Origin of the sequence: Psychroserpens luteus, from assembly GCF_015319355.1 — a bacterium.
GTDB lineage: Bacteria > Bacteroidota > Bacteroidia > Flavobacteriales > Flavobacteriaceae > Psychroserpens > Psychroserpens luteus.
On the sequence record NZ_JADILU010000008.1, the window covers coordinates 98,264 to 122,493 of the forward strand.

Sequence of the window (24,230 nt, forward strand, 5' to 3'; positions counted from 1 at the left end):
AAACAAAATATTGGTTATTATGAAAACAATTTTCACTACATTTTCTTTGTTATTATTTATGGGATTAATGATAATAAGTCCAGACAAAAAAATAAAATCAATTGAAACACAAGACACTAGAGAATTTCAAGGTCAAGCGACGTACATGGCAAAATCTTCATTAGATTTAGGGAGTTGGGGAGCAAGAATGAGTGAAGAGCAAAAAAAGGAAGTAAAGGCACGATTAAAAAATAGACTAGAAAAAACATACATGCTTACCTTCAATAAAACCGAATCTTACTTCACAGAGAATGATATGTTAGACGCCATGTCTGGAGCAACAGATTCTTGGGGAAAAAACTTTGCAGCAGGTGATCAGTATAAAAATGTGAAGACCAATACACAAATACAAGACCAAGAATTCTACGGAAAACGTTTTTTAGTAAAAGATAGCCTTCAACCAATTAATTGGAAATTAGGAAGTGAAAGCAAGCCAATAGGAAAATATATGTGTTTTAAAGCCACAGCATCTATCCCAACAGATGAGTTGACTTGGCATTCATTTTCATGGGGAAAATTAAGACCTAGTGCTCCTGTTACTGAAAGTGGAGAAACAGAAGAGTTAGAAATTGATATGACGGAAGTAGAAGCATGGTACTCTCCACAAATCCCTGTTAGTCATGGACCATCAGAATATTGGGGACTTCCAGGATTAATTCTAGAAGTAAGCGCAGGAGATACAACGATGTTATGTTCTAAATTGGTTATTAACCCAAAAGAATCTATTGAAATAGAAGCTCCAAGTAAAGGAAAAGAAGTGAATAAGAAAGAGTATCAAGAAACGATTGTTGAGAAAATGAAAGAGTTTAGATCTCAAAGAATGGGTGGACGACCTAGAGGATAATTGATTAAGCCAATTTCCGAAGTAACAAAAAAGCCTCCTCAATAAATGAGGAGGCTTTTTTGTTTAAATAATGATTTTTAATAATCTCTTAAAGCATGAATAGTACCTGTAATAGTATGCTCAACCAAATCTATATCTAGATAAGTGCCACTAAAAGTCAAATCTATGTAGTCTCCAACCTCTCCAATTTCAGAAATGTTTAGAGTAATAGAAGTATCACTTCCAGTTGAATTTGGTCCAGTCGCATTTGTTCCATCCTGAAAACTAAAATAGGTGTTTTCTGAAGGTGTATACACACCAATTGTTATTGGTGTTCCATCTTCATTTGAAATTCCAATATTAAATTGATTATTTACATTTCCGATATTGTCATAATAAGAGACGACTAGATAAGATTCTCCATCAAGTCCACCTTGAATTCCGAAGTACTCAGTATATGTGTCTCCTCCATCAACTTGATAAGTGATAAATTCATCTACAGTATTACAAGCTGCAATGGTACCTATATTTGTAATTGGAGAGGTATAGGTGAAACTAATAGAATCTGTTTCTTGAGCATTAACATAATCTACAGCATATAATTTAAAGATATTTGAACTGGAACTGCATCTCACAGTAGACAATTCAAATTCACCATCCTCAACAAAATTCATATCTAGAAAACTGTTGACATTGTTAGTAAGCCTGATATATCCTTCAGAAATTGGATTTTCATTACAATCTGTAAAATTGCCAGTGACAGTTTCTGTTATCCATTCACCACTATTATTTGTTGTTGTGATTTCAATGCTCGAGTCAGAGGTAAATGGACCAATATTACCATTATATAGACTGTTTTCGCAAATGTTACCACTAGCGTCATATACAATTAATTCTAAACTCTCATTACTTGGCACTAAACCACAAACCATTCCATTTTGATTTGTATTTCCTCCTCTTGCACCATATTGTGTACTAGTAATTTGAGCATACAAATTAGATAATAAGTTGTCATTTTCGTCCTTAATAGTGATACACAAATTCACTGCTTCAGCAGGAATATCACAATTCCAAAATGAAAAGTGGGACACCGTTCCAACGTAATTGTTACCAACTAAAGTGGCTGCACCATCTTCAATCCAATACCCATTCACTTCATCAAAATACCAAAGTGGTATTGAACTTGGCGCAGTTGCCATTAAACTGGCATCTACAGGCATTGTGATTTCTGCTGTAGAACCTTCTGCTAAGTTTAAATCTTCTCCGCTGTCTCCTCTTAATTCAACAGCTAACATGCCATAAGTTTGTAGCATGCGTTCTTCATTTTGTGCATTAGCAGCATACAGCATTCCAGGCATTTGGTCTGCCATATTTTCATTTGCTGGATCTAAATGATGCATAATGACAGTCACATTTCCGGAGTAAGTAGAGCCATCTGGCTTTATATAGTTTCCATCAAGAGCAACAGATGCTCCATTTTGTAAAGTAATGGTTTCTTCTGTTCCGCTTGAGGTTGTACCAACTACCGTTTCGGCTAACATGGTAATGCGAACTTTATTTGTGCCTTCACTTGGTACAACAGCTCTAGAGGCATGTATGAAGCCAGCTTTTTCAGCTTTTACATATCCGAAGCGTTGATTAACAGTAGCATTATTAATGATGAAAACTCCATTGGCATCTGTTGATGCTGTTGAGCTACCAATGCTAATAGTTGCATTCTCAATTGGGTTATTGTTGATGTCAACTACAGTCCCCAAAAATGTTCTTGAGATTTCACTTCCAAAATTTTGAGCAAATGCTATTGGGTTTGGATCTGGATCTGGGTCTTGATTTTGAGGATTGTTTTGGTCATCGTCTTTGTTACAAGAAAAGAAACAAAACATTAAAGCTACGAGTAAAAGTGATTTTGATAATTTCATATTTTGATTGATTTTATTATAGAGTTCTATAGCTTAGATGCGAAACTTATAAAATGGTTGCGTCAAAAATTATAAAATATTGATTTTTAGTTACTTTTTGTACTTCGTGCGCTTTACAAAACGTGTCGCGTCATTTTGTAATAAATGATTATCTGTATTAAATGCCTTTAGTTCAAAAGTAATTCCAGGATTATCACTCAAGTTGTTGGCTACAATCTCGTAGGCAATGTTTTGAGTGAAATCTTGAATGTTTTCATGCTTTTGATGTTCTACTTTTAAAGCTTTTAAAAACAAAGTGAGATTTTCTGGTTTAGTTTCTTTCTTATAAATAAATTCAATACCCTTTTTTAAAATATCTGTATTTGGGAAATTGCTAAAATAGTTTGTCAAACAGTTATAAGCATCTTTATTTGCTCTCCAACCTTGCAATAAAATGGTTTGAGCTTTTGGAGCATCTTCAATTTTATACTTATAAATTAATGAGGCTTTTACAAATTGAGAATTTTCAATATAATTGTCAATCACCATTTGATAATGAGTATTAGCATCTTCTTTTTTGCGCATCGTCTTATAAACATCACCTACTTTTTCGTGGTCTTCTAATTCTTTATAAAGTGTTATGGCTTTGTCATAGATTTTCCCTTTCTCATAAACCTCTGCAGCTTTATGCTTGTCTTTATTATATTTTAAATGAACAAGCGCAGCTTCTTGATAGAGTTGGCCTTCTTCTAAGGCTTCTGCTGCAGAGTAGTAATTTTTTAAAAGCTTGATATAAATTGAGGCTGCTTTTTTGTAGTCTTTTTTAGCAATGGCATCTTTTGCTAATTTTTCATATTGCTCTCTCAAAGCATTTAAGCGCTCATTATCCACAGTACCAGAACCTCCATTGTCATTGTTTTCAAATAAACGTTCTAGAATGACGACTACAATAACTACTGCAACTATATAACCAGCAGCTTTTAATAAGGTCCATAAAAACGGATATAAATTAGAATTAGCTATTCCTGTAAAGAATTTAAATAATAAATATACAATTGTAATAATAGTAAAATAGGCGAGTGCTTTAAAAATAAAATTAGAAAACCGACTATCGCCATCACCATTTTTAGAGAAAATACTCAAACTTCTATTTCCTGAATCTCTAGACGATCCTGCTAAATCTATAGGGATCGCAAATTTTAATGCTGCGTTTGGATTGAGTCGTAATAATCTCAAAAGTTTGTCTGTTTCTTTTTGGTTTTTATATAGGAGTTTTTCTAAATTCTTTTCCCACTTTGAGCTTCGTTTGCTTTGAGGTTTACCTTGAGATCCACCTAAATTATCTAACCATTTTAAAAGTCCGTTGCGTTCAACTTTAAAGTTTCCATTATTTCCTTGTGTTGCTGAAAATAGCGTTTTTAGAACATTGAGTTTTATTTTATCTACAGCACTTAGTTTTTCCTTTTTTGGTTTCTCTAATTTTAAATCTAAATCTTTTGTAATCTCTTCATCAGATTTAGAAATTAATTGAAAACTTAAAATTTCCGAAGGAATAAAAACAGAATCCTCAGGAACAGTAATTTGTAAAGGTAGAGGCGCTCTTAGTGCAATGAGATTAGCCCAGTTGATTTCTGTCTCAAGAGAAAACCAACCAAAATCTGGATGAAATATATGTGGTGATTTTAATAATTTTTGACTTTCTTCTAATGATATTTTTGGATTTATTTTAGAAAATTCAGGAATATAAATCACATCATTAATCGATTGAAAAATGGCAACATTGGCAATGTGAGTATTAGATTTTAAGCTATCTAAAACCACAAAACAACCATAGATTTGATTTGCGATTTTGCTTGGGATAGCATACGCGTTTACGGTTTCTAAATCAATGCCTAAATTTTGTAATTCTTGGATCCACTCATAAGGATGAGCGCTTCTAATTAAAATACCTTTTTTAGGATATGTGTTACGTTTTGTTGGTGTAATATTAATCTTCATATTCTAGAATTTGATTTAGAAACGGATTAATATATTTTTTGTAAAACTCTTGAGTTTCTATAGCTGTGAGCTTATGATTTACTGGTAAATAATACGTGTTTCCTGCAAATTCTCCTTGAGTAGCCATAGCAATGCGTTGATTAAGAACAGACGTAATATAAAAGGCTGGAATGAATTTTTTACTACTATTAAAAATGAGTTGACCATTTTTTATATGAATCGTGCTACCATCTTTACTTTCAAAATAATCTGTTTTTAAATAGCAGGTTGCTCCTAGATTTTCAATTTCTTTCTTGAATCGCTCTGCTTCATCAAAAGATAATTGTTTTGAAATCACACAAGGAGATGTTTCAACGGTTTCTTTAGCTTGTTTTAAATTAAATTTTAAATTTTCTTTGAGGTATTTTACGACACTCAGAGGTTTGTCGCCTCTTCTTTTTAAAATAAGGATTTGCTTTTTTTCAATATAAACAGATGTTCCTGCTCTTAAAGCATATTGATATCTGCTTTGATTGGTGCTTTTTATGTATTCGTTTTCAAGTAAGAAATCATTAATAATTAAGTAGAGAATTGCATTCGAACCTCGTTTTGCTCTAATGTGATCAAGGTTTTTGAGAATGTCATATCTTACCTTATGAAGTCTCAGCTCTCGTCTAAACTCATGAATTTTATCAAAATAAGTGTTCATAGATTCTGAAAATGCCACAGTTCCTTTAAGTTTAAAGAATGATTTTGAATCTTCAGTAATGTTCCAAAACGAATTGTCACTAGAAATTATAATGTTGTTTTCTTCGGAAAATAATACGGTTTGATAATTTGAAATACTTTTATTTGCGATGATGTTAGACGAGCTTTCTTTTGTCTTTAGATTGATTTTGGTAAGGCGTTTTTCAGCTAAATAAAAAACAACTAAAATGAGCGCTTTAGATTCATGTCTTACAATTGTATATTGATAGTCTCGGCTATAGGGAATGTCCTCCATAACCAATTGTAAACCTTTGTCAAAACCAGCAGATGTCAATGAATATACATTAGAATTCTGTATTAAATAATACGTTTCCTCAAACGGAATAATCTTAACAGATGTAATATCTATAGGTTCTAATAATAAATGATCAATGTGAATGTCACTACTCGTAATAGGTTTAGAAGTTTTGTTTTTTGGACGTTCACTATTCCAAATGTCTTCATAAGGCAATAAAATATGCTGAAAATGTTTCCTGCTTCTATTCTGGTGTTTATAAAAATCGATGTCACCACTGGTTTGTGTAGTAATGATGTAATTAAATTGCTCGTGAAACTGATACATTATATTCTGAAGATCTGGATGCTCCAAGTTCTTTGCTTCGGTTAAAAAGAAAAGTTCGCGATTAGAATCATCATCAAAATCATGAAAATATTTTGATAAACCTTGAGAAGCTTGCAAACCTCCTGAAAGGACTTGCTGACTGTCAATAACATCAACTAATGTTTGAATAGGTGCCTCTTCATAATCTTGCCCAACAATAAAAGCACTGTATTTATAATTAGATTTTGGGTGTTGAGCAATTGCTAAAGTCGTTGCAAATGATAATACTTTAGGGATTCCCCAATTTTTTAAAGACGCATCAATTAAAAATACGCGATGCTTATCATTGGTTTCTGGAGGTGTTTCTCTCTCAATGTAAAGTGCTTCGTTATTAGTGACTCTTGACATGAAAGTGTCGTCGTCGTAAGCAAATTCGGAAATTAATAATCTGCTAAAATCTCCCTTATTTGTAATATCAGACACGCCTCCTAAAGGTTGAGAACTTGGCAAATTATTGTGCATTGGGATATTGAGTCCAGACCAAATACGTTTAATTAAACTTCCAATCTGGTAAGTGCTTTTGTTTTCGGTTAATTGCTCAATTAATGATTTATCTACATTGTCTTCTTTAGAGATGGTTTCTTCGAGTTCTAAAGTTTCCGCTAAATCATTTTTAGGGATGTTTTGCATCGCATTACTAATGTCTTCAGTGCTTTTAAAACGCCTAATAAGTAATGAGATGGCTCTTATGTCTTTATGAAATATACTTTGGTTTTTATTCTCAACAGTTTCTAAGCTTATATAATAATTATAGTATGTATTTTCTAGATTATTGAGAAGTTGTTTAGATTTAGGAATTGCCATTCTATTATGACATTCTTTAAATAGCGTTTGTAATAGTAAACTAAGATTGGAACCCGTTTTAAGTCTGTATGGTAAATTTTTAATAAGATCTAAGACTTCTATCGCATTGAGCGTCGTTTTAGAATCATCAATGTTTAATAATAAACGCTCTAGGTGGTTTGACGTGACTTCGTCTATGTTTTCATTAGTAGCAATTAAGACTAATAAAATTGATCCAAAAGGAGGTAGGCCTTGATGTTTTAAATCTTCTAGAAGACCTTTAATCTTAGGATAATAAGCAATGGATTGACCGTCTGTAATCGTCGCTAAATAATGAGTTTCGTCATTCACATGCTCCTCATCACAATCCCAATGCCAAAAATAGCCTTTATATGTGTTAAAGTAGTTATGCATGGATATCAAGCAGACTTAAAGTTCGCCTAAAAGAACTTATTGACATGGGTTTAAAATCGCTCTTTTTTATCAAAGCATAGCTGTTATTTTTTTGCCATAATACATAATGTTCTCCATTTGAGTTTATGGCATTCTTAATACTTTTAGTAAGTATTGGGAATTTAAAATGATATCCATTTGGTAGTAAAAAATCATTGTGAAACCAAAATGACTGTCCTTTAATACCTAATGTTGGATGCCCAATAATTAAAAGTTTTGATGTATTAACGAGCACATATTTGAGATGCTCTAATCTGAAATTTGGAGAACTTTCTATGGTTGATTTAGTCGTGTTGTCTAAATTAATTAACGTTGCAAATAGTTGTTTTTCCTCGGAAAATGGTGAGAGCTGAATGTCAATAGTCTCATGAATGCCAAAAAAATTGTGATTAAGTTGAGGTTCTTCTAACAAAAGTGCCATTTGTATTGGTGTCCAAAGCAAAGACGATGGCAGTTTCCCAATTGGTAATAGACTTTCTTTAGGGAACAATTTAGAATCTTTAATGTAAAATATATTTTTCTTCGGAAGCGTTTTAACAGCAACACTATCAATTTGTTCCATACTAAAGCCTTTAACCCATATATCGTTTTCATTTTGAGCAAGTTTTAAATTCTCAAAATGACGAATTTGGGCCAAAGTATTAAGATCTGACTTATCTATCCTAACTAAAAATTCTATAATGTCTGCAGAATTTTTTGCCATAATGCATCTATTTCGTTTTTGATAAATTGTTTTTGTTCGTCGTTGTTAATCCAATCTGCGCGACTTTGGGTAAATCGTAATTTGTCTTTAATCACATTTTGTTCTTCAAAAGATAAGGTGTCATTTTTCCAACGTTCTTTTAACGCGTTGACTTCTTTGATGACTTCTTCAGGATTTGGAGCTTTGTTGTATAATGCTTGCGGATGAGAATCATCTGTAATATCTTTTTCTATGACATTATTGATGATGCCTTCTAAGATTTCAATCTGTTCTTCGGTATCCCAAATATATTTCAACACCCAAAGATCACTGAGGATTGCTTCTTGTCTTCCGCAGAAAATAGCACTCGCAGCAATTAGATTTTGAAGTTTTACAGCACGTCTGTCAGACACATTAATACCTGTGTTTCTCAGATTATGAATCACATCAACATAAGTTGAAATAATAGGTGTAAGATTTACTTTTTTGGTTTCGCCTTGTAATTCTTTTATGTTTTCAGGTTGTATCACTGGAATGTCACCTGTTGCGTTTTTTTCTAATTTCCAACCAGCTAATAACACTTGATTTAGTAAATCTGGATTCACATAATCACATTTAACACGTACCAAGAAACGATCAAAAAGTGCGTTTAAAGCTTCGTCTTCTGGCAATACATTACTTGCGCCAACAAACATCAATGCTGGTAGTTTTAAAATTTGTTTACCTCGTCGCAATACTTTTTCGTTTAATGCCATGAGCAAACTATTTAAAATAGCACTATTGGCATTGAAAATTTCATCTAAAAATACCATAGAGGCTTCTGGCATCATCCCATCTGTATTGGTCACCAATTCGCCTTCACGAAGTTTCTTGATGTCAAATGGTCCAAATAATTCATTAGGTTCTGTAAATCTTGTGAGGAGATATTCAAAGTTTTTACCATTTTCAATTCCCTTAGATAATGATTTTACAATGGCACTTTTTGCAGTTCCTGGAGGTCCTAATAAAAAAGTGTTTTCTCTAGCGATTAAGCTAATGCCAAGCAAATCAATAATATCATCCTTACCAACAAAAGTTGCTTTGATATGATCTAAAACCGCTTTGAGTTGTTCTATATTATTCGTGTTCATTAGTTACTGTTTTAGGTTGAAGAGCTTTCCAAATGTCATTTTTATAATAACCTAAATGGTTAATTAAAATGTCATTTATTTGTGAATCATTAGCCCAGTTTATTGCTTTTTTATCTATAATTCTGTTTAAGAATAGTTGTTTAATGTCTAAGGTGTCTAAATAAATATGCTTATCAATCTCTTCAACTTTAAATGTTTGATGTATTGCTGAAAACTGCCACGTATTTAAAATCTGTTTCAAAATAGGAACCAAAGGGTCTTGAGGGTCAATAGCTTCTAACTCTAAAAGAACTTGAGGTAAAAAGCGTAAGGTTAAATCTACCGAAAGTATAGCAGACAAGTCCACAACACCTGTATAATCTGTAAACATGGTATCCAAATCTTTTTTGGTGTCTTTGCGATGTAATAATAAAAGTGTTGCATAATAGACAATTTTACTTGCCCATAAAGCAGCTTTTGGATTAAATTTTGGAGCCTTAAAAGGAAAGCTTAAACATTCTTTTTCAAAATCTTGTTCTAGATATAATACGATGTCTTCGTCTTCTGCTTTAGTCGTTTTAAGTAAGTCGTCGCTAATAATTAGATGTCCATGAGCTCTTAAATGAGCAATAGAATCTAGAAAAAAGTTAGGTTTTAGTTTTGACATTAATTATAGATAAAGGACTACAATTTAGTACAAAAGTATGAACCATGCTAATTTGATTTTTCTAACTGTTTTGGGATTTACTCATTACAAAAGTTCCAGTCCCTCTAGAAAATAGGTAAGGGATAAAGCCTTTAAAATACAAGGCTTTTGTTTTGAATTTCCATGTGCCAGTTATGATTTGTTTACTTCTGGAAAAAGCACCTTCGTATATTAACGTTGGGTGTTTTTTATTGGTGTCATTGTTGCGTTTTCCTGTTTCATCTATTGTAGAAGAAATAGGCATCTTCTTGGTGAAATACATACGGTCATTATCAAATTTCCCTTTAATGATTCCAGTTCCTGGTGTGCCTCCAGTTGATAAGTCATCTTTTACAGTTCCAGTAAATGTATTCTTTTTTACGTTATCAATAGTTATTGTAAAGTTGACATCAATCATTTTGTCGTCTTTAAATTCATCTCGTGGAGCATATTGATAAGTACCATTCCAAATACCTTTAACGTTAATGGTACCTTCTTCTGTCATAGGTTTTAAAATTGAAGCATCTAAAGTTACAGGAACATCAGAAAATGAAACAATTTTTTCACCGTAAACCAAGTCTTCTAACATTTCTAATATGATAACATCTAGATCTTCTGGAGTATTGCCTTTAGGGTATTCTTTAGCAACAGTATGCACATAATCTTCTACTGTTAATTGTCCCAGTGCTTCTAAAAATATTTTTTGAGGCCAAGGATCCATGGTTATCACTCTTGGACTTTTACTATCAACAACTCTAATCATCTCGCTAGACATCCAATCCCATGCTTCAGTTCTATGGAAATATAGATTTTTATATTCTGAAGATTCTAGGGTTTTGAATTTCATAGCTTAGATTTTTAAACAATATAAGGACTCTCTGTAAAACAAAAAACCTCTGAATTAAAATTCAGAGGTTTTAGTAATCTTATATAAATATGTTTTACAAGTCAAACGCTTTTTTAACCTTATCTACATAATCCAATTTTTCCCATGTAAATAATTCTACATCAAGTGTAATTGGTTCTCCATTAGGTTGCTCAAAAGTTTTAGTAACCATTTCAGGGGTTCTTCCCATGTGACCATAAGCTGCAGTTTCACTGTAGATAGGTTGACGTAATTTTAAACGCTCTTCAATGGCTGCTGGTCGCATATCAAAAATACCTTTGATTTTTGAAGCAATCTCTCCATCTGTGATATTAAACGGACAAGTGCCATACGTATCCACATAAATAGAGGTAGGCTCTACAACACCGATCGCATAACTCACTTGTACTAAGATTTCATCACAAATACCTGCAGCAACCATATTTTTTGCAATATGTCTTGTTGCATAAGCAGCACTTCTATCTACTTTACTTGGATCTTTTCCTGAGAAAGCACCACCACCATGACCACCTTTTCCGCCATAAGTATCTACAATTATTTTACGTCCTGTTAATCCTGTATCTCCATGAGGTCCACCAATTACGAATTTTCCTGTTGGATTGATATGATATGTGATTTGATCGTTAAATAATACTTGAATGTGTTCTGGTAATTTAGCAACCACTCTTGGAATTAAAATATCAACAATATCCTTTCTAATTTTGGCTAGCATGATTTCGTCTTCGTCAAAATCATCATGCTGAGTTGAAACCACAATGGCATCAATACGTTGAGGTACATTATCATCGCTATACTCAATAGTCACTTGACTTTTTGAATCTGGACGTAAATAAGTAATGTCTTTATTTTCGCGTCTTAAATCTGCAAGCTCTTTTAGGATTCTGTGAGATAAATCTAATGCTAAAGGCATGTAATTTTCGGTTTCGCTAGTTGCGTAACCAAACATCATTCCTTGATCTCCTGCACCTTGTTCTTCTTTACTAGCTCTATCAACACCACGATTGATATCTTCAGATTGTTCATGAATTGCAGAAAATACACCACATGAATTTCCGTCAAACATATACTCGCTTTTTGTGTAGCCAATCTTGTTTATCGTATCACGTGCAATCTTTTGAACGTCTAAATACGTATTAGATTTTACCTCACCAGCCAAAACAACTTGACCAGTAGTAACTAAGGTTTCACAAGCTACTTTTGATTCGCTATCAAATGCTAAAAAATGATCAATTAACGCATCGCTAATTTGATCTGCTACTTTGTCTGGATGGCCTTCAGAGACACTTTCCGAAGTAAATAAATATGACATAAATCTCTTTAGTTTTATAATTCTGAAAAATAAATTGAGATTGCTTGGTCGCTAGAGAAGTCGAAAACTAACTGCTTTAGCATTTTTTTAATGAGGTTGCAATCAGAACAAATTTTTCCTCTGTATATGAAAGTACAAATGTAAACAGTTAATAGAAGATAACAAACAAAAATGGTAGGTTGTTATTGAATATCTCACTATTTTAATTAAAATACCGTTACTGTAGGTTGTGAATTGTCATTCAATTATTTTAAGAAAACTTTGATAGATAGAGTATATTTATTATATTTAACATGTTGATTATTAAATGTTTAATTAAAATTTTTGTCTTATGAAAACAATGCTACATATTTTATTTCTAAACTTTTTAATGGTTATAATGCCAACTTTTGGTTTTAGTCAATGTCCTCAGGCTCATATCATGTTAAATTCACAAGCGGATGTAGATGCTTTTACTACAAATTATCCTGGTTGTACTGATATAATACTTGGTTTAACTATTAGTGGTAACGATATTACAGATTTATCACCATTATTAGGAATAACTTCTATTAACTCAAGATTACTAATAGAAAACAATGCTGTATTACCAAACCTAGAAGGATTAAATAATCTTTTGGAATTAAATTTTTCATTTGATGGTCTCAGAATAAGGAATAATGATTTGTTAACAGATATTAGTGCATTGTCAAATATGGTATATGACAATCAATATGCATCAATCAATATTTCAAATAACCCTTTGTTGATGAGTCTAAATGGACTTCAAGGGAATGATGCTTTTCTTGATTCTATCACTATTGCCAATAATGACTCTTTGTTGAATTTAGACGGATTAGGTAATAATTTATTTTGTTATAATTATTTTATAGTAGCAGATAATGATGTATTGCAAAGTTTTGGAAACATAGGTTTTGATTATATAGATGGTATACGAATTCAGGATAATGCGTTATTGAATGATATCTCAGCATTAGATGATTGCCCGAATCCAATATTTAACATTCAAGTTCTAAATAATCCTTATTTATCAGTTTGTAATGTTGTACCTTTTTGTAGTAGAATAGATCAAATTTATCAATGTTGTGGTGGATCAAGTCCTTATGTTAATTTTGAAAATAATGCTACTGGTTGTAATAATGTACCGGAAGTAGCATTTTCTTGCAGTCTTGTGCCAAGCAATGATGACTGCAATAATGCATTAAGCCTTACTATAGGAGAGTCTTTAGAGGCTTATAATGAATATGCTACAGAATCACTACAGGTGCCCGCATGTAATGACATGAATCGAGAAGATGTTTGGTTTACATTTAATACTGGAGGATTTTCTTCTGTTGATATTATCGTATCAGCTCAATATAATTTACAGCTTTGGACTGGGGCTTGTGAAAGCTTAAGTCAAGTAAGCGGTGCATGTGATACAGATTTTTTAAGTGATATTCCTGTAACTACTAATGCAAATTACTATTTACAAGTATGGAGTAAAGATACTCCAGGATTATTTGATATTCTTATTCAAGCAGAAACGTTATCAATTGAGGACGACATATCTAATCAATTCACTTTGTATCCAAATCCAACGAGTAATATTTTAAATTTAGAATCTGTTAGACCTATAACTCGAGTTAAAGTATTTGATATTTTAGGAAAGGAAGTATTAAGTTCTGAGTCAAATATGACGAATGAAAAAGTTAATATTTCCAAATTAAATTCAGGATTGTATGTTGTTTTTGTCGAGATTGATGATCGTACAACTGTTCATAGGATTATTAAAGAATGATTTTGTAAAACGTTCTAGTTAATAAAATTATTACATTCATTATGGAATGGTAATTATTAAATTCTAAAAGCATTTTTTGGTACAAATGCGATTATCTTCAATTTAAAGATTTTAGAATAAACCACTGTATTGATTATATTTAATAGAATAATTTTCCGTTTAATTAAGAATATATTATTTTTTAAGAAAAATATTCTGTTTAATTTGGTCGTCCAATTTAAATTTTGCAATATTTGTGCTCACAAAGTTCAAACACTTACTGAAAAGAAAGATTTTAATTTTTAAAATTTTTCAAAAATGTTATCAAGAAAGGCAGAGGGATTAGACCCGATGAAGCCTTAGCAACCCTTAAGTTTATTAAGAAGGTGCTAAATTCTACTCAGTTTTTCGATTCATTTATCGACAAACTAGATAGATAACCAAAATGTAATTACTCATCTGTAGTTATATATTTTCTTATAACATTTTTCTATTAAGTATGCTTCAGCCTTAGATAATACTCAGGGTAAATGAAGCTTATTTGGCTTTTGGTTTAATCATTAATTAACTCAAAAACTTAGAAAAATGAGTACACAAAAATTCGCAACCAAAGCGTTGCACGCAGGACACGATGTTAGTAAAAATGGAGGTACAAGGGCTGTTCCTATTTATCAATCTACAGCTTATGTCTTTGATGATTCTGATGATGCAGCAGGACGTTTTAATTTGTCTGTTCCAGGATTTATTTACACACGTTTAAATAACCCAACCAATGATATTTTAGAGCAACGTATTGCTGCTCTGGAAGGTGGCGTCGCAGCAGTTGCAACCGCATCTGGTACAGCTGCTATTTCAACAACATTGTTAACACTTTTAAAAGCTGGAGACCATATAGTAGCGTCAAGCAGTTTGTATGGAGGAACCTATAATTTATTGAGCGTTACGTTGCCAAGACATGGTATTACAACAACTTTTGTAGATCCTTCTGATCCTGAAAACTTCGGAAAAGCAGCTCAAGAAAATACCAGAGCAATTTTCGTAGAATCTTTAGGAAACCCAAAACTTGATGTTTTAGATCTCGAAGCCATTTCTAAAGAGGCCAAAACGCATAAAGTGCCATTAATTGTAGATAATACTGTGGCAACACCTTATTTGTTAAATCCAATTGAGTATGGGGCAAATATTGTCATTCACTCATTGACAAAGTACATCAATGGTAACGGTACATCTTTAGGAGGCATTATAGTTGATGCAGGAACCTTTGATTGGACTAACGGAAAATTCCCAGAGTTCACAGAGCCATCAGCAGGTTACCATGGTTTGGTTTATAGCGAATCCATAGGTCCAGCAGCATTTATTGCAAAAGTTAGAATTGAAGGATTACGTGATTATGGTGGAGCTTTGAGTCCGTTTAATGCGTTTCAAATTATTCAAGGTTTAGAAACTTTAGAATTGCGTATTAAAAAGCATAGTGAGAATGCGTTAGAATTAGCAAAATGGTTACAGGAGCAACCAGAAGTAAACTGGGTTAATTACCCTGGTTTAGAAACAAGTAAATATAGAGACTTAGCTAAAAAATATTTACCTGAAGGACAAAGTGGAATTGTGACCTTTGGTGTTGAAGGTGGTTATGAGTCAGCTAAAAAAGTAGCAGATACAACCAAGTTGTTCTCATTATTAGCCAATATTGGTGATACTAAATCTTTAATTATTCATCCTGCAAGTACAACGCATCAACAATTAAGTGATGAAGCGCAGGAAACTACAGGTGTTACTAAAGATTTGATTCGTTTATCTGTTGGTATAGAGAATATTGATGATTTGAAAGCAGATTTAAAAGAAGCTTTCGCAGTGGTGAAACAAGCTATTTTATCCTAAAAATATAGTAGTCAAAATAGCTATTTCAAGTCGTTCTGGCTTGCGATAGCTATTCTAATAAGTAAGTTTATGTCGTCATTAAAATATATTAAGATTTCCAGTTTTAAAACCGAAAATGGACAATCACAACATATCAGGCTATCATATCAAATATATGGTCAGCCTTTAAGCGATGCACCAATAGTTTTGGTGAATCATGCATTAACGGGTAATTCTACTGTCTGCGGAAAAGAGGGTTGGTGGAATGATCTTATAGGTGAAAACAAATGCATTGACACAAACTTCTATACGGTTTTAGCTTTCAATATTCCTGGAAACGGATTTGATGATAACGACGAAAATCTAATTGAAAACTATAAGGATTTTACAGCAAGAACAATTGCAGAGATCTTTTCCGAAGGACTAAAAAAATTAAATATAAAAGAACTTTTTGCTGTTATTGGAGGATCTGTTGGTGGCGGAATTGCATGGGAACTTGCAGCACTGCAACCAGATTTGATAGATCACCTTATTCCTATAGCTACAGATTGGAAATCTACAGATTGGTTAATTGCGAATTGTCATATCCAAGATGCCATTTTAAATAACTCTTGTAAGCCTTTAGAGGACGCAAGAATGCATGCGATGACTTTATATCGATCACCAGAATCATTAACGAGTAAGTTTAATCGTACCACAAAATCGAGTTCGCTTTTTAATGTGGAGAGTTGGCTAAATTATCATGGAGAAGCTTTGAATACACGTTTTAATCTTTCAGCATATAAATTAATGAATCAAATATTGAGGACTATTGATATTACTAGAGATAGAACTTCGTTTAATGATGTGGTTTCAAAAATCAATTCAAATATTCATATTGTGACGATTAATAGTGATCTCTTTTTTAAGGCTGAAGAAAATTGGGAAACTTACGTAGACTTAAAATTAATTAAAGAGAATGTTTGCATTAATGAAATCAAATCGATTCATGGTCATGATGCATTTTTAATTGAATTTGCACAATTATCTAAATTTTTAACACCCATTTTTGAAGCTCGAAAAGAAACCAAATATTTTGAATTAGAGTGCTATAAAAAACGCATAACAGCATAAAACATGAGTCATTTTGAAACAGACGCGATAAGATCGCAAACCGAACGTTCTCAATTTTTAGAACATTCTACACCTTTATACTTAACATCAAGTTTTGTTTTTGAAGATGCCGAAGATATGAGAGCGTCGTTTTCCGAAGAAAAACAACGTAATATTTACAGTCGTTTTACAAACCCAAACACTACTGAGTTTGTAGAAAAGATTTGTAAAATGGAAGGAGCTGAAGCTGGTTATGCCTTCGCAACAGGAATGTCTGCAGTGTTTTCAACATTCGCAGCATTACTAAATGCAGGTGATCATATTGTTTCTGCAAGGAGCATTTTTGGATCTACTCATGGGTTATTCACAAAGTTTTTACCAAAATGGAATATTGAAACAAGCTATTTCAACGTTAATGCGATGGATAGTGTAGAAGATTTAATTCAACCAAACACTAAAATTTTATATGCTGAAAGTCCAACAAATCCTGCAGTTGATATTCTCGATTTAGAACGACTAGGACAAATTGCGAAAAAAGACAATTTATTATTAATCATTGATAATTGTTTTGCGACACCATATTTACAAAATCCAATTAAGTTTGGAGCAGATTTGGTCATTCATTCGGCTACAAAATTAATTGATGGACAAGGTCGAGTTTTAGGAGGAGTTACTGTTGGAAAAGCAGATTTGATTAGAGAGATTTATTTGTTTTCTAGAAATACAGGTCCAGCTTTATCACCATTTAATGCTTGGGTATTATCAAAAAGTTTAGAAACTTTAGCAGTGCGAGTAGATAAACATTGTGAGAATGCTTTAAAGGTTGCTGAGTTTTTAGAAAGCCATTTAAAAATTAATTTGGTGAAATATCCATTTTTGAAATCTCATCCCCAATACGAAATCGCTAAAAAGCAAATGAAATTAGGAGGCAATGTTGTTGCGTTTGAAATTAAAGGAGGCGTAGAAGCAGGTCGTCAATTTTTAAATAAGATTAAATTATGTTCATTGTCTGCTAATTTAGGAGATACTAGAACTATAGTCACGCATCCAGCATCAACAACACATGCTAAACTTTTAGAAAAAGATAGATTAGAGGTTGGTATCAGTGGTGGTTTGGTAAGAATTTCGGTTGGATTAGAACATGTTCAAGATATAATTGCTGATTTAAATCAGGCTTTAGAGTAACGTATAAAAAAGTATCTTTGCATTCATGTTATCAAAGAAAACAAAATACGGTATCAAAGCACTTACTTTTTTGGCAAGACAAGAAACTAAGAATCCTGTTTCAATTGCAACCATATCTAAAAGTGAAAATATTTCAGTCAAATTTTTAGAAAGCATTTTGTTAACTCTTAGAAAAAATGGCATTTTAGGATCAAAAAAAGGAATTGGAGGTGGTTACTATTTAATTAAAAACCCTAAAGATGTTCCAATGACTATGGTCATGAGAGTTTTAGAAGGACCAATAGCTATGATGCCATGTGTAAGTTTAAATTATTATGAAAAATGTGATGATTGTCCAGATGAAGATAAATGCGCAGTACATAGATTAATGATCCAAGTAAGAGATAATTCACTTGAAGTATTTAGAAATACAACATTAGCTGATCTCTCGAATTAGCATATTCGCAATCAATACCTAATATTTTTACCAAATAACTCAATGATTTTTAATAAATATAGTATAGGTTTGTATTATTATCCTACTTACCCGATAGGGTATTAGATAATTAATTAAATAATATAAAAAATGGATACAGTTTTGAGTCAAAATGACGACATAAAAACAGAAGAAATATCTCTAATACAAGCTGGGGAAAAAGTAAAAAGAACACTTGTGAAAACTATAAGTTGGAGAGTTTTAGGTACAATAGCAACAATCGTTATTTCTTATGCAATAACAGGAACATTAGCCTTAGCCTTTTCTATTGGATTTATAGAATTGATTTCAAAATTAGTACTGTATTATTTTCATGAACGTACTTGGAATAAAATAAAATGGGGAAGATGATAGATATTGATATAGAAAAATTAAATAAGCAACTTAAACATAAAGCACCAGACGAAATCATAAAGTGGGCTTTAACTTTATCAGAAAAAAGAATAGTAACAACAAGCTTTGGCATGTATTCAGCAATATTATTGAGTACAATGTCCAAGCATGACAAAGATATTAAAGTTGTTTGGTGCGACACATTATATAATCAACCTAGTACTTATGAACATGCAGCAAATCTTATCAAAAATTATGATTTGAAAATCAATAAATACCAATCTCTAAAAAGTAAGGAAGAGATTGATGCAACCATTGGTTTGCCAAGTTTAGAAGATGACAATCACGCTGAGTTTTCTGAAGTCGTAAAACTAGAGCCTTTTAGAAGAGCATTAAAAGAGCATCAACCAGATTTATGGTTCACTAATATTAGAGTGCGTCAAACTGAATTAAGAAATAAAAAAGACATTTTAAGTTATAGTAAAGATGGTATTTTGAAAATAAGTCCATTTTACTATTGGACAGATGCTGAATTAGATACCTATTTAGAAGCAAACAATTTGCCTAAAAACCATAAGTATTTTGATCCAATAAAAGCCTTACAAAATAGAGAGTGTGGTATCCACTTGCAATAAAAAAAGTGTTATGCAAAGTTTTAGAACCGAAATAGAAAACCCTATTGTAGAGAATGATATTATTGAATTAGCCAATAAAATCGAACTCTTTCATGAAGGGAAATTAGATGAAGAAAAGTTTAGAAGTCTTCGATTAGCAAGAGGTGTTTACGGTCAGCGACAACAAGGTGTTCAAATGATTCGTATCAAACTACCTTATGGAAAGGTATTGAGTAATCAATTAAGAAGAATCGCAGATGTTTCAGATGAATATTCTCGTGGTCGTTTACACATTACCACACGTCAAGATATTCAAATTCATTATGTAGACTTAGATCGTACGCCTCAACTTTGGGAAGAATTAGAACGCGATAATGTGACGTTACGTGAAGCTTGTGGAAACACAGTACGTAATGTAACAGCAAGTGAAACAGCAGGTATAGATATTAACGAACCTTTTGATGTATCACCTTATGCAGATGCTTTATTTCGATACTTTTTACGAAACCCAATTTGTCAAGAAATGGGACGAAAATTTAAAGCTTCTTTCTCTGCTTCAGATGAAGATACAGGTTTGTCTTACATGCATGATTTAGGATTTATCCCTAAAATCAAAAATGGAGAACTTGGGTTTAAAGTGCTTTTAGGTGGAGGTTTAGGTTCGCAACCTAGACATGCAGATTTATTATACGAGTTTTTACCTGCAAATAAGATAATTCCATTGATGGAAGGTGTTTTACGACTATTTGATCGTCATGGTGAGCGTAAAAGTAGAGCAAAAGCAAGGCTGAAATTTTTAATCAAGAATATTGGTCTAGAAGCATTCAAAACTTTAGTTGAGGAAGAACAAAATGCGATCGAATTTAAAACGGTTGAGATAGATGCAGAAGCTTATCCAGTTTCAACTCCAATTTCCGTAGACATACCAAATGTCAATATTGATGATACTAAAGATTTCGAATTGTGGAAATTAACTAACATCGTTAAGCAAAAACAAGATGGATATGTTGCGATAGGAATCAAAGTATTATTAGGTGATTTTTATACAGATAAAGCCAGATTGTTGTCAGATTTAGTAGAGAATTATGCTGCAGGAGAAATTAGATTAAGCCTTAGACAAAATATTCTCATTCCGTTTGTCAAAGAAGAATTATTACCTTTTTTCTATTCCGAATTAAAAAAATTAGGATTCACAGAATTAGGCTATAACAAAGCAGTAGATATCACAGCCTGTCCTGGAACTGACACTTGTAATTTAGGGATTTCAAGTAGTACAGGAATAGCCGAAGAACTAGAACGTATTATAAAAATCGAGTATCCGCAATACTTAAAAAATGAAGATCTAGTCATTAAAATTAGTGGTTGTATGAATGCCTGTGGACAACACAATATGGCAAATATTGGGTTTCAAGGGATGTCTATTCGTACAAAAGATAAATTAGTAGCACCTGCACTTCAAGTATTACTTGGAGGTGGGAATAAAGGAAATGGTCAAGGTGTTTTTGCAGATAAAGTTGTGAAAATACCAAGTAAAAGAGGGCCAGAAGCATTACGTAGAATCCTAAATGATTATGAGCAGTTTGCCAGCAAACAAAAATTTGAAGATTATTATGCTCAAAAAGGCGAAAAATATTTCTACGAGTTGTTGACAGATTTGTCAAGTATTGAAAATTTAACTCAAGACGACTTTATAGATTGGGGAAGTGAGGAAGCATATGTAAAAGCCATAGGAGTTGGAGAATGTGCTGGTGTAGTTATTGATTTAATAGCGACGTTATTTCTAGAAAGCGAAGAAAAAATTGAAGAAGCAAGCAAAGCATTTAAAAACAAAGTGTACTCTAGTGCTATTTATTATGCCTACAGTTCTATGGTGAATTCTGCGAAAGCAATTTTACTTTCAGAAGATATATCAACAAATACACAAGCAGGAATTATTAAACAATTTGATGAACTCATTGTCGATACCAAAAAATTAAATTTAGACATGTCATTTTCAGATTTAGTGTATCAAATTAGAGCACATGCACCAACCCAAACATTTGCCAAAGCATATATAAAAAACGCACAAGAGTTTTTAGAAGTTGTAAGAGTTTTACGAGCACAAGAGGTCATAAAAAAAGGATAGGAATATGAAGACAGTAGCAAAATTAACAGTAGTTGGAGCAGGACCAGGAGATGAAGAATTAATTACTTTAAAAGGTGTTAAGGCTATTAAATCTGCAGATGTTATTCTATACGATGCGCTTATCAATGTAGCATTATTGAAATATGCTTCACCAAAAGCAGAACTCATATTTGTAGGTAAACGTAAAGGATGCTACGCCTATCAACAGGACCAAATTAATGAGCTTATCGTGAGTAGAGCAAAAAGTTATGGTCATGTTGTGAGGTTAAAAGGAGGTGATCCTTTTATTTTCGGAAGAGGAGCAGAAGAGATAGATTACGCCAAACAATTTGACATAGAAACTTATGTCGTTCCAGGAATATCATCATCAATTGCAGTACCTGCTTATCAAGGTATTCCATTGACAAAACGAGGTGCTTCAGAAAGCTTTTGGGTTATTACAGGAACAACAAAATCACATCAAATTTCAAAAGACATTGCACTTGCAGCACAATCTTCAGCAACCGTTGTTATTTTAATGGGAATGGGGAAATTGAGTGAAATTGTAAAGATTTTTTCTTCGGAAAATAAAAACAATACAGCAATAGCGATTATTCAAAACGGAACAACAGACCGAGAAAATGTAGGCATAGGAACCATTGAAACTATAGAATCTATTGTTGCCAAAAAACAATTATCATCTCCAGCAATTATTGTTATTGGTGAGGTTGTAAGTCAACGTGTAACATTAAACTCTATTCAGCAAGAAGTAGAATCACAATTCGCATAAAAAATCACACACATGGAAAGAAATAATTTATACCCAATATTTTTGAAAATGCACGAATTACAAGTGCTTATTGTTGGAGGTGGTAATGTTGCTTTAGAAAAACTAACATTTTTATTAAAGTCGAGCCCAACTGCTAATGTTACAATGATAGCGCCTTTTTTTAGAGAAGATGTAAAAGCATTGGCAAAAACATTTGAAATAAAAATGTATGATATGGCTTATGAAGAATCTTTTCTTTGTGATAAAGATTTAGCTATTGTAGCAACAGATAAATTAAGTGTTAATCATCAAGTATATAAAGACGCAAAGAGAAGAAATTTATTGGTAAACGTAGCAGATACTCCAGATTTGTGTGATTTCTATTTAGGAGGTATTGTCACCAAAGGCAATGTGAAAATTGCAATTTCTACTAACGGAAAATCGCCAACAACAGCCAAACGATTACGACAGTTTTTTGAGTCTGTAATTCCAGAAGATATCAATCAAATGGTTCAAAACTTAAACGCATATAGGAAAACAATAAAAGGAGATTTTGAAGAAAAAGTGTCTGCTTTAAACAAAATTACCGAAAATTTAATACAGAAGTAAAATGATACAAACAGATATATTAATCATAGGAGCAGGACCAACGGGTTTGTTTACAGTTTTTGAAGCAGGTTTATTGAAATTAAGATGTCATTTAATAGATGCGTTACCACAACCTGGCGGACAATGTTCTGAATTATATCCAAAAAAACCTATTTATGATATTCCTGGATTACCCGAAATTTTAGCAGGTGATTTAACAAAAAATTTATTAGAGCAAGGCAAACAGTTTCAGCCAGGATTTACTTTAGGAGAACGTGCAGAAACTATAGAAAAACAAGAAGATGGTAGTTTTATTGTAACAACTAATAAAGGCACAAAACATCAAGCACCAATAATTGCTATTGCAGGAGGATTGGGTAGTTTTGAGCCAAGAAAACCGTTAATAGAAAATATTACTAATTATGAAGATAAAGGCGTTTCATATTTCATAAAAGATCCCGAAGTCTATAGAAATAAACGTGTTGTGATTTCTGGAGGAGGGGATTCTGCATTAGATTGGTGTGTCTTTTTAGCTGATATTGCTTCAGAAGTGACTTTGATTCATAGAAGAAACGAGTTTAGAGGAGCTTTAGATTCCGTAGAAAGAGTACAAGAATTAAAACTCATAGGTAAAATAAATCTTATCACACCTGCTGAAGTTGTAGATATTCATGGAGATGATCATGTTGAAGCGATAACAGTTAAAAAAGGAGATAAAAATATTCATTTAGAAACAGATTATTTCATTCCGTTATTTGGGCTCTCTCCAAAGTTAGGACCTATAGGAGATTGGGGACTAGAGATAGAAAAAAATGCCATAAAAGTAGATACATTAGATTACCAAACTAATATTCCAGGCATTTTCGCCATTGGAGATGTCAATACTTACGAAGGGAAGCTGAAACTCATTCTTTGCGGATTTCATGAAGCGACTTTAATGTGCCAATCGGCTTATAAAATATTAAATCCAGGAAAGAAATTTGTATTAAAATATACAACAGTTAGTGGGATCAATGGTTTTGATGGTTCTAGAAAAGAATCGCCTAAAGCAGTTGTAAAAGCAATAGTGTAGTCATTCAATTAAAAAAATAAATTATGAGTAAAGATAATTCAGAATTTAAAGGTATTCAAGAATATTTAGACAAAGGCGCTATCATTTTAGATGTGAGAACTGAGGCAGAGTACAGCGAAGGGCATGTCAAGAATTCCTTACACATCGTATTAGATGAATTAGAATACGAAATAGACCAATTAAAAGCACTTCAAAAGCCAATAATCACATGTTGTAGAAGTGGTGCAAGAAGTGAACGAGCAAAGGATATATTACTTGATGAAGATTTCGAAGTGATTAATGGAGGGCCTTGGCAGAATGTGGAATCCTATATTTAAACCATTAAATTCTTTTATTAAATTTTTATTGCGTTAATTTACATTTCAGTTC

Annotated in this window: 21 protein-coding genes and 1 riboswitch; of the genes, 13 read left to right on the plus strand and 8 right to left on the minus strand. The window is 32.5% G+C overall.

Annotation, left to right across the window (positions count from 1 at the left end; genetic code table 11):
- Positions 1–19: 19 nt before the first annotated feature.
- A complete protein-coding gene (locus IM744_RS17645; protein WP_194509497.1) occupies positions 20–883 on the plus strand; it encodes a GLPGLI family protein in 864 nt (287 codons plus the stop codon).
- Positions 884–960: 77 nt separating this feature from the next.
- On the opposite strand, the gene IM744_RS17650 is transcribed toward IM744_RS17645, so the two are convergent.
- The 8 genes from IM744_RS17650 to metK form a co-directional block, all read right to left on the minus strand.
- Complete coding sequence (locus tag IM744_RS17650; protein WP_194509498.1) at positions 961–2,781, minus strand: carboxypeptidase-like regulatory domain-containing protein; 1,821 nt, start codon at positions 2,779–2,781, stop codon at positions 961–963.
- A 90-nt stretch (positions 2,782–2,871) separates the two neighbouring features.
- Positions 2,872–4,758, minus strand: coding sequence for a hypothetical protein (locus IM744_RS17655; RefSeq protein WP_194509499.1), 1,887 nt, complete (start codon positions 4,756–4,758; stop codon positions 2,872–2,874).
- On the minus strand, positions 4,748–7,303 hold the full coding sequence (locus IM744_RS17660; protein ID WP_194509500.1) for a ribosomal protein L7/L12: 2,556 nt from the start codon (positions 7,301–7,303) through the stop codon (positions 4,748–4,750). Before IM744_RS17660 ends, IM744_RS17655 begins: the two co-directional genes overlap by 11 nt.
- Complete coding sequence (locus IM744_RS17665) at positions 7,296–8,045, minus strand: hypothetical protein (protein ID WP_194509501.1); 750 nt, start codon at positions 8,043–8,045, stop codon at positions 7,296–7,298. Before IM744_RS17665 ends, IM744_RS17660 begins: the two co-directional genes overlap by 8 nt.
- The gene (locus IM744_RS17670; protein ID WP_194509502.1) at positions 8,018–9,154 is read right to left on the minus strand and encodes an AAA family ATPase; all 1,137 of its coding nucleotides are present in this window, start codon (positions 9,152–9,154) and stop codon (positions 8,018–8,020) included. The genes IM744_RS17665 and IM744_RS17670 overlap by 28 nt, the downstream gene beginning before the upstream one ends.
- Complete coding sequence (locus tag IM744_RS17675) at positions 9,141–9,800, minus strand: hypothetical protein (RefSeq protein ID WP_194509503.1); 660 nt, start codon at positions 9,798–9,800, stop codon at positions 9,141–9,143. The genes IM744_RS17670 and IM744_RS17675 overlap by 14 nt, the downstream gene beginning before the upstream one ends.
- Positions 9,801–9,861: 61 nt before the next feature.
- The gene (locus IM744_RS17680) at positions 9,862–10,665 is read right to left on the minus strand and encodes a hypothetical protein (protein ID WP_194509504.1); all 804 of its coding nucleotides are present in this window, start codon (positions 10,663–10,665) and stop codon (positions 9,862–9,864) included.
- A gap of 94 nt (positions 10,666–10,759) precedes the next feature.
- Positions 10,760–12,013, minus strand: a complete 1,254-nt coding sequence (gene metK / locus IM744_RS17685) for a methionine adenosyltransferase (RefSeq protein WP_194509505.1) — start codon at positions 12,011–12,013, stop codon at positions 10,760–10,762.
- A 331-nt stretch (positions 12,014–12,344) separates the two neighbouring features.
- Between metK and IM744_RS17690 the strand changes: the two genes are divergently transcribed.
- From IM744_RS17690 to IM744_RS17745, 12 genes are all read left to right on the plus strand, one after another.
- On the plus strand, positions 12,345–13,793 hold the full coding sequence (locus IM744_RS17690) for a T9SS type A sorting domain-containing protein (RefSeq protein WP_194509506.1): 1,449 nt from the start codon (positions 12,345–12,347) through the stop codon (positions 13,791–13,793).
- 297 nt (positions 13,794–14,090) lie between these two features.
- Positions 14,091–14,215: riboswitch (SAM riboswitch) on the plus strand.
- Between the two features lie 142 nt (positions 14,216–14,357).
- Entirely contained in the window at positions 14,358–15,650 is a 1,293-nt protein-coding gene (locus IM744_RS17695; protein ID WP_194509507.1) for an O-acetylhomoserine aminocarboxypropyltransferase/cysteine synthase family protein, read from the plus strand.
- A 69-nt stretch (positions 15,651–15,719) separates the two neighbouring features.
- The gene (locus IM744_RS17700; RefSeq protein ID WP_194509508.1) at positions 15,720–16,742 is read left to right on the plus strand and encodes an alpha/beta fold hydrolase; all 1,023 of its coding nucleotides are present in this window, start codon (positions 15,720–15,722) and stop codon (positions 16,740–16,742) included.
- Between the two features lie 3 nt (positions 16,743–16,745).
- Positions 16,746–17,906 carry a trans-sulfuration enzyme family protein gene (locus IM744_RS17705; protein WP_194509509.1) on the plus strand — a complete coding sequence of 387 codons (1,161 nt, stop codon included), beginning with the start codon at positions 16,746–16,748 and terminating at the stop codon, positions 17,904–17,906.
- Positions 17,907–17,931: 25 nt separating this feature from the next.
- Complete coding sequence (locus IM744_RS17710; protein ID WP_194509510.1) at positions 17,932–18,342, plus strand: RrF2 family transcriptional regulator; 411 nt, start codon at positions 17,932–17,934, stop codon at positions 18,340–18,342.
- A gap of 129 nt (positions 18,343–18,471) precedes the next feature.
- The gene (locus tag IM744_RS17715; protein WP_194509511.1) at positions 18,472–18,732 is read left to right on the plus strand and encodes a DUF2061 domain-containing protein; all 261 of its coding nucleotides are present in this window, start codon (positions 18,472–18,474) and stop codon (positions 18,730–18,732) included.
- Positions 18,729–19,349 carry a phosphoadenosine phosphosulfate reductase domain-containing protein gene (locus tag IM744_RS17720; protein WP_194509512.1) on the plus strand — a complete coding sequence of 207 codons (621 nt, stop codon included), beginning with the start codon at positions 18,729–18,731 and terminating at the stop codon, positions 19,347–19,349. The genes IM744_RS17715 and IM744_RS17720 overlap by 4 nt, the downstream gene beginning before the upstream one ends.
- Positions 19,350–19,359: 10 nt before the next feature.
- On the plus strand, positions 19,360–21,453 hold the full coding sequence (locus tag IM744_RS17725) for a HEPN domain-containing protein (RefSeq protein WP_194509513.1): 2,094 nt from the start codon (positions 19,360–19,362) through the stop codon (positions 21,451–21,453).
- Positions 21,454–21,457: 4 nt separating this feature from the next.
- Positions 21,458–22,222 (plus strand): uroporphyrinogen-III C-methyltransferase, encoded by a 765-nt coding sequence (gene cobA / locus IM744_RS17730; RefSeq protein ID WP_194509514.1) that lies wholly within the window; start codon positions 21,458–21,460, stop codon positions 22,220–22,222.
- A gap of 12 nt (positions 22,223–22,234) precedes the next feature.
- The gene (locus tag IM744_RS17735) at positions 22,235–22,810 is read left to right on the plus strand and encodes a precorrin-2 dehydrogenase/sirohydrochlorin ferrochelatase family protein (RefSeq protein ID WP_194509515.1); all 576 of its coding nucleotides are present in this window, start codon (positions 22,235–22,237) and stop codon (positions 22,808–22,810) included.
- Position 22,811: 1 nt separating this feature from the next.
- Positions 22,812–23,861 (plus strand): NAD(P)/FAD-dependent oxidoreductase, encoded by a 1,050-nt coding sequence (locus IM744_RS17740; RefSeq protein ID WP_194509516.1) that lies wholly within the window; start codon positions 22,812–22,814, stop codon positions 23,859–23,861.
- Positions 23,862–23,884: 23 nt separating this feature from the next.
- A complete protein-coding gene (locus IM744_RS17745) occupies positions 23,885–24,178 on the plus strand; it encodes a rhodanese-like domain-containing protein (protein WP_194509517.1) in 294 nt (97 codons plus the stop codon).
- Positions 24,179–24,230: the final 52 nt, after the last annotated feature.

Coding starts and splice junctions, on each gene's coding strand:
- IM744_RS17700 (WP_194509508.1), top strand. CDS start 15,720: ATGTCGTCATTAAAATATATTAAGATTTCCAGTTTTAAAACCGAAAAT.
- IM744_RS17720 (WP_194509512.1), top strand. CDS start 18,729: ATGATAGATATTGATATAGAAAAATTAAATAAGCAACTTAAACATAAA.
- IM744_RS17725 (WP_194509513.1), top strand. CDS start 19,360: ATGCAAAGTTTTAGAACCGAAATAGAAAACCCTATTGTAGAGAATGAT.
- IM744_RS17705 (WP_194509509.1), top strand. CDS start 16,746: ATGAGTCATTTTGAAACAGACGCGATAAGATCGCAAACCGAACGTTCT.
- IM744_RS17670 (WP_194509502.1), bottom strand. CDS start 9,154: ATGAACACGAATAATATAGAACAACTCAAAGCGGTTTTAGATCATATC.
- IM744_RS17735 (WP_194509515.1), top strand. CDS start 22,235: ATGGAAAGAAATAATTTATACCCAATATTTTTGAAAATGCACGAATTA.
- cobA (WP_194509514.1), top strand. CDS start 21,458: ATGAAGACAGTAGCAAAATTAACAGTAGTTGGAGCAGGACCAGGAGAT.
- IM744_RS17740 (WP_194509516.1), top strand. CDS start 22,812: ATGATACAAACAGATATATTAATCATAGGAGCAGGACCAACGGGTTTG.
- IM744_RS17645 (WP_194509497.1), top strand. CDS start 20: ATGAAAACAATTTTCACTACATTTTCTTTGTTATTATTTATGGGATTA.
- IM744_RS17690 (WP_194509506.1), top strand. CDS start 12,345: ATGAAAACAATGCTACATATTTTATTTCTAAACTTTTTAATGGTTATA.
- IM744_RS17695 (WP_194509507.1), top strand. CDS start 14,358: ATGAGTACACAAAAATTCGCAACCAAAGCGTTGCACGCAGGACACGAT.
- IM744_RS17665 (WP_194509501.1), bottom strand. CDS start 8,045: ATGGCAAAAAATTCTGCAGACATTATAGAATTTTTAGTTAGGATAGAT.
- IM744_RS17680 (WP_194509504.1), bottom strand. CDS start 10,665: ATGAAATTCAAAACCCTAGAATCTTCAGAATATAAAAATCTATATTTC.
- IM744_RS17675 (WP_194509503.1), bottom strand. CDS start 9,800: ATGTCAAAACTAAAACCTAACTTTTTTCTAGATTCTATTGCTCATTTA.
- IM744_RS17650 (WP_194509498.1), bottom strand. CDS start 2,781: ATGAAATTATCAAAATCACTTTTACTCGTAGCTTTAATGTTTTGTTTC.
- IM744_RS17655 (WP_194509499.1), bottom strand. CDS start 4,758: ATGAAGATTAATATTACACCAACAAAACGTAACACATATCCTAAAAAA.
- IM744_RS17715 (WP_194509511.1), top strand. CDS start 18,472: ATGGATACAGTTTTGAGTCAAAATGACGACATAAAAACAGAAGAAATA.
- metK (WP_194509505.1), bottom strand. CDS start 12,013: ATGTCATATTTATTTACTTCGGAAAGTGTCTCTGAAGGCCATCCAGAC.
- IM744_RS17745 (WP_194509517.1), top strand. CDS start 23,885: ATGAGTAAAGATAATTCAGAATTTAAAGGTATTCAAGAATATTTAGAC.
- IM744_RS17710 (WP_194509510.1), top strand. CDS start 17,932: ATGTTATCAAAGAAAACAAAATACGGTATCAAAGCACTTACTTTTTTG.
- IM744_RS17660 (WP_194509500.1), bottom strand. CDS start 7,303: ATGCATAACTACTTTAACACATATAAAGGCTATTTTTGGCATTGGGAT.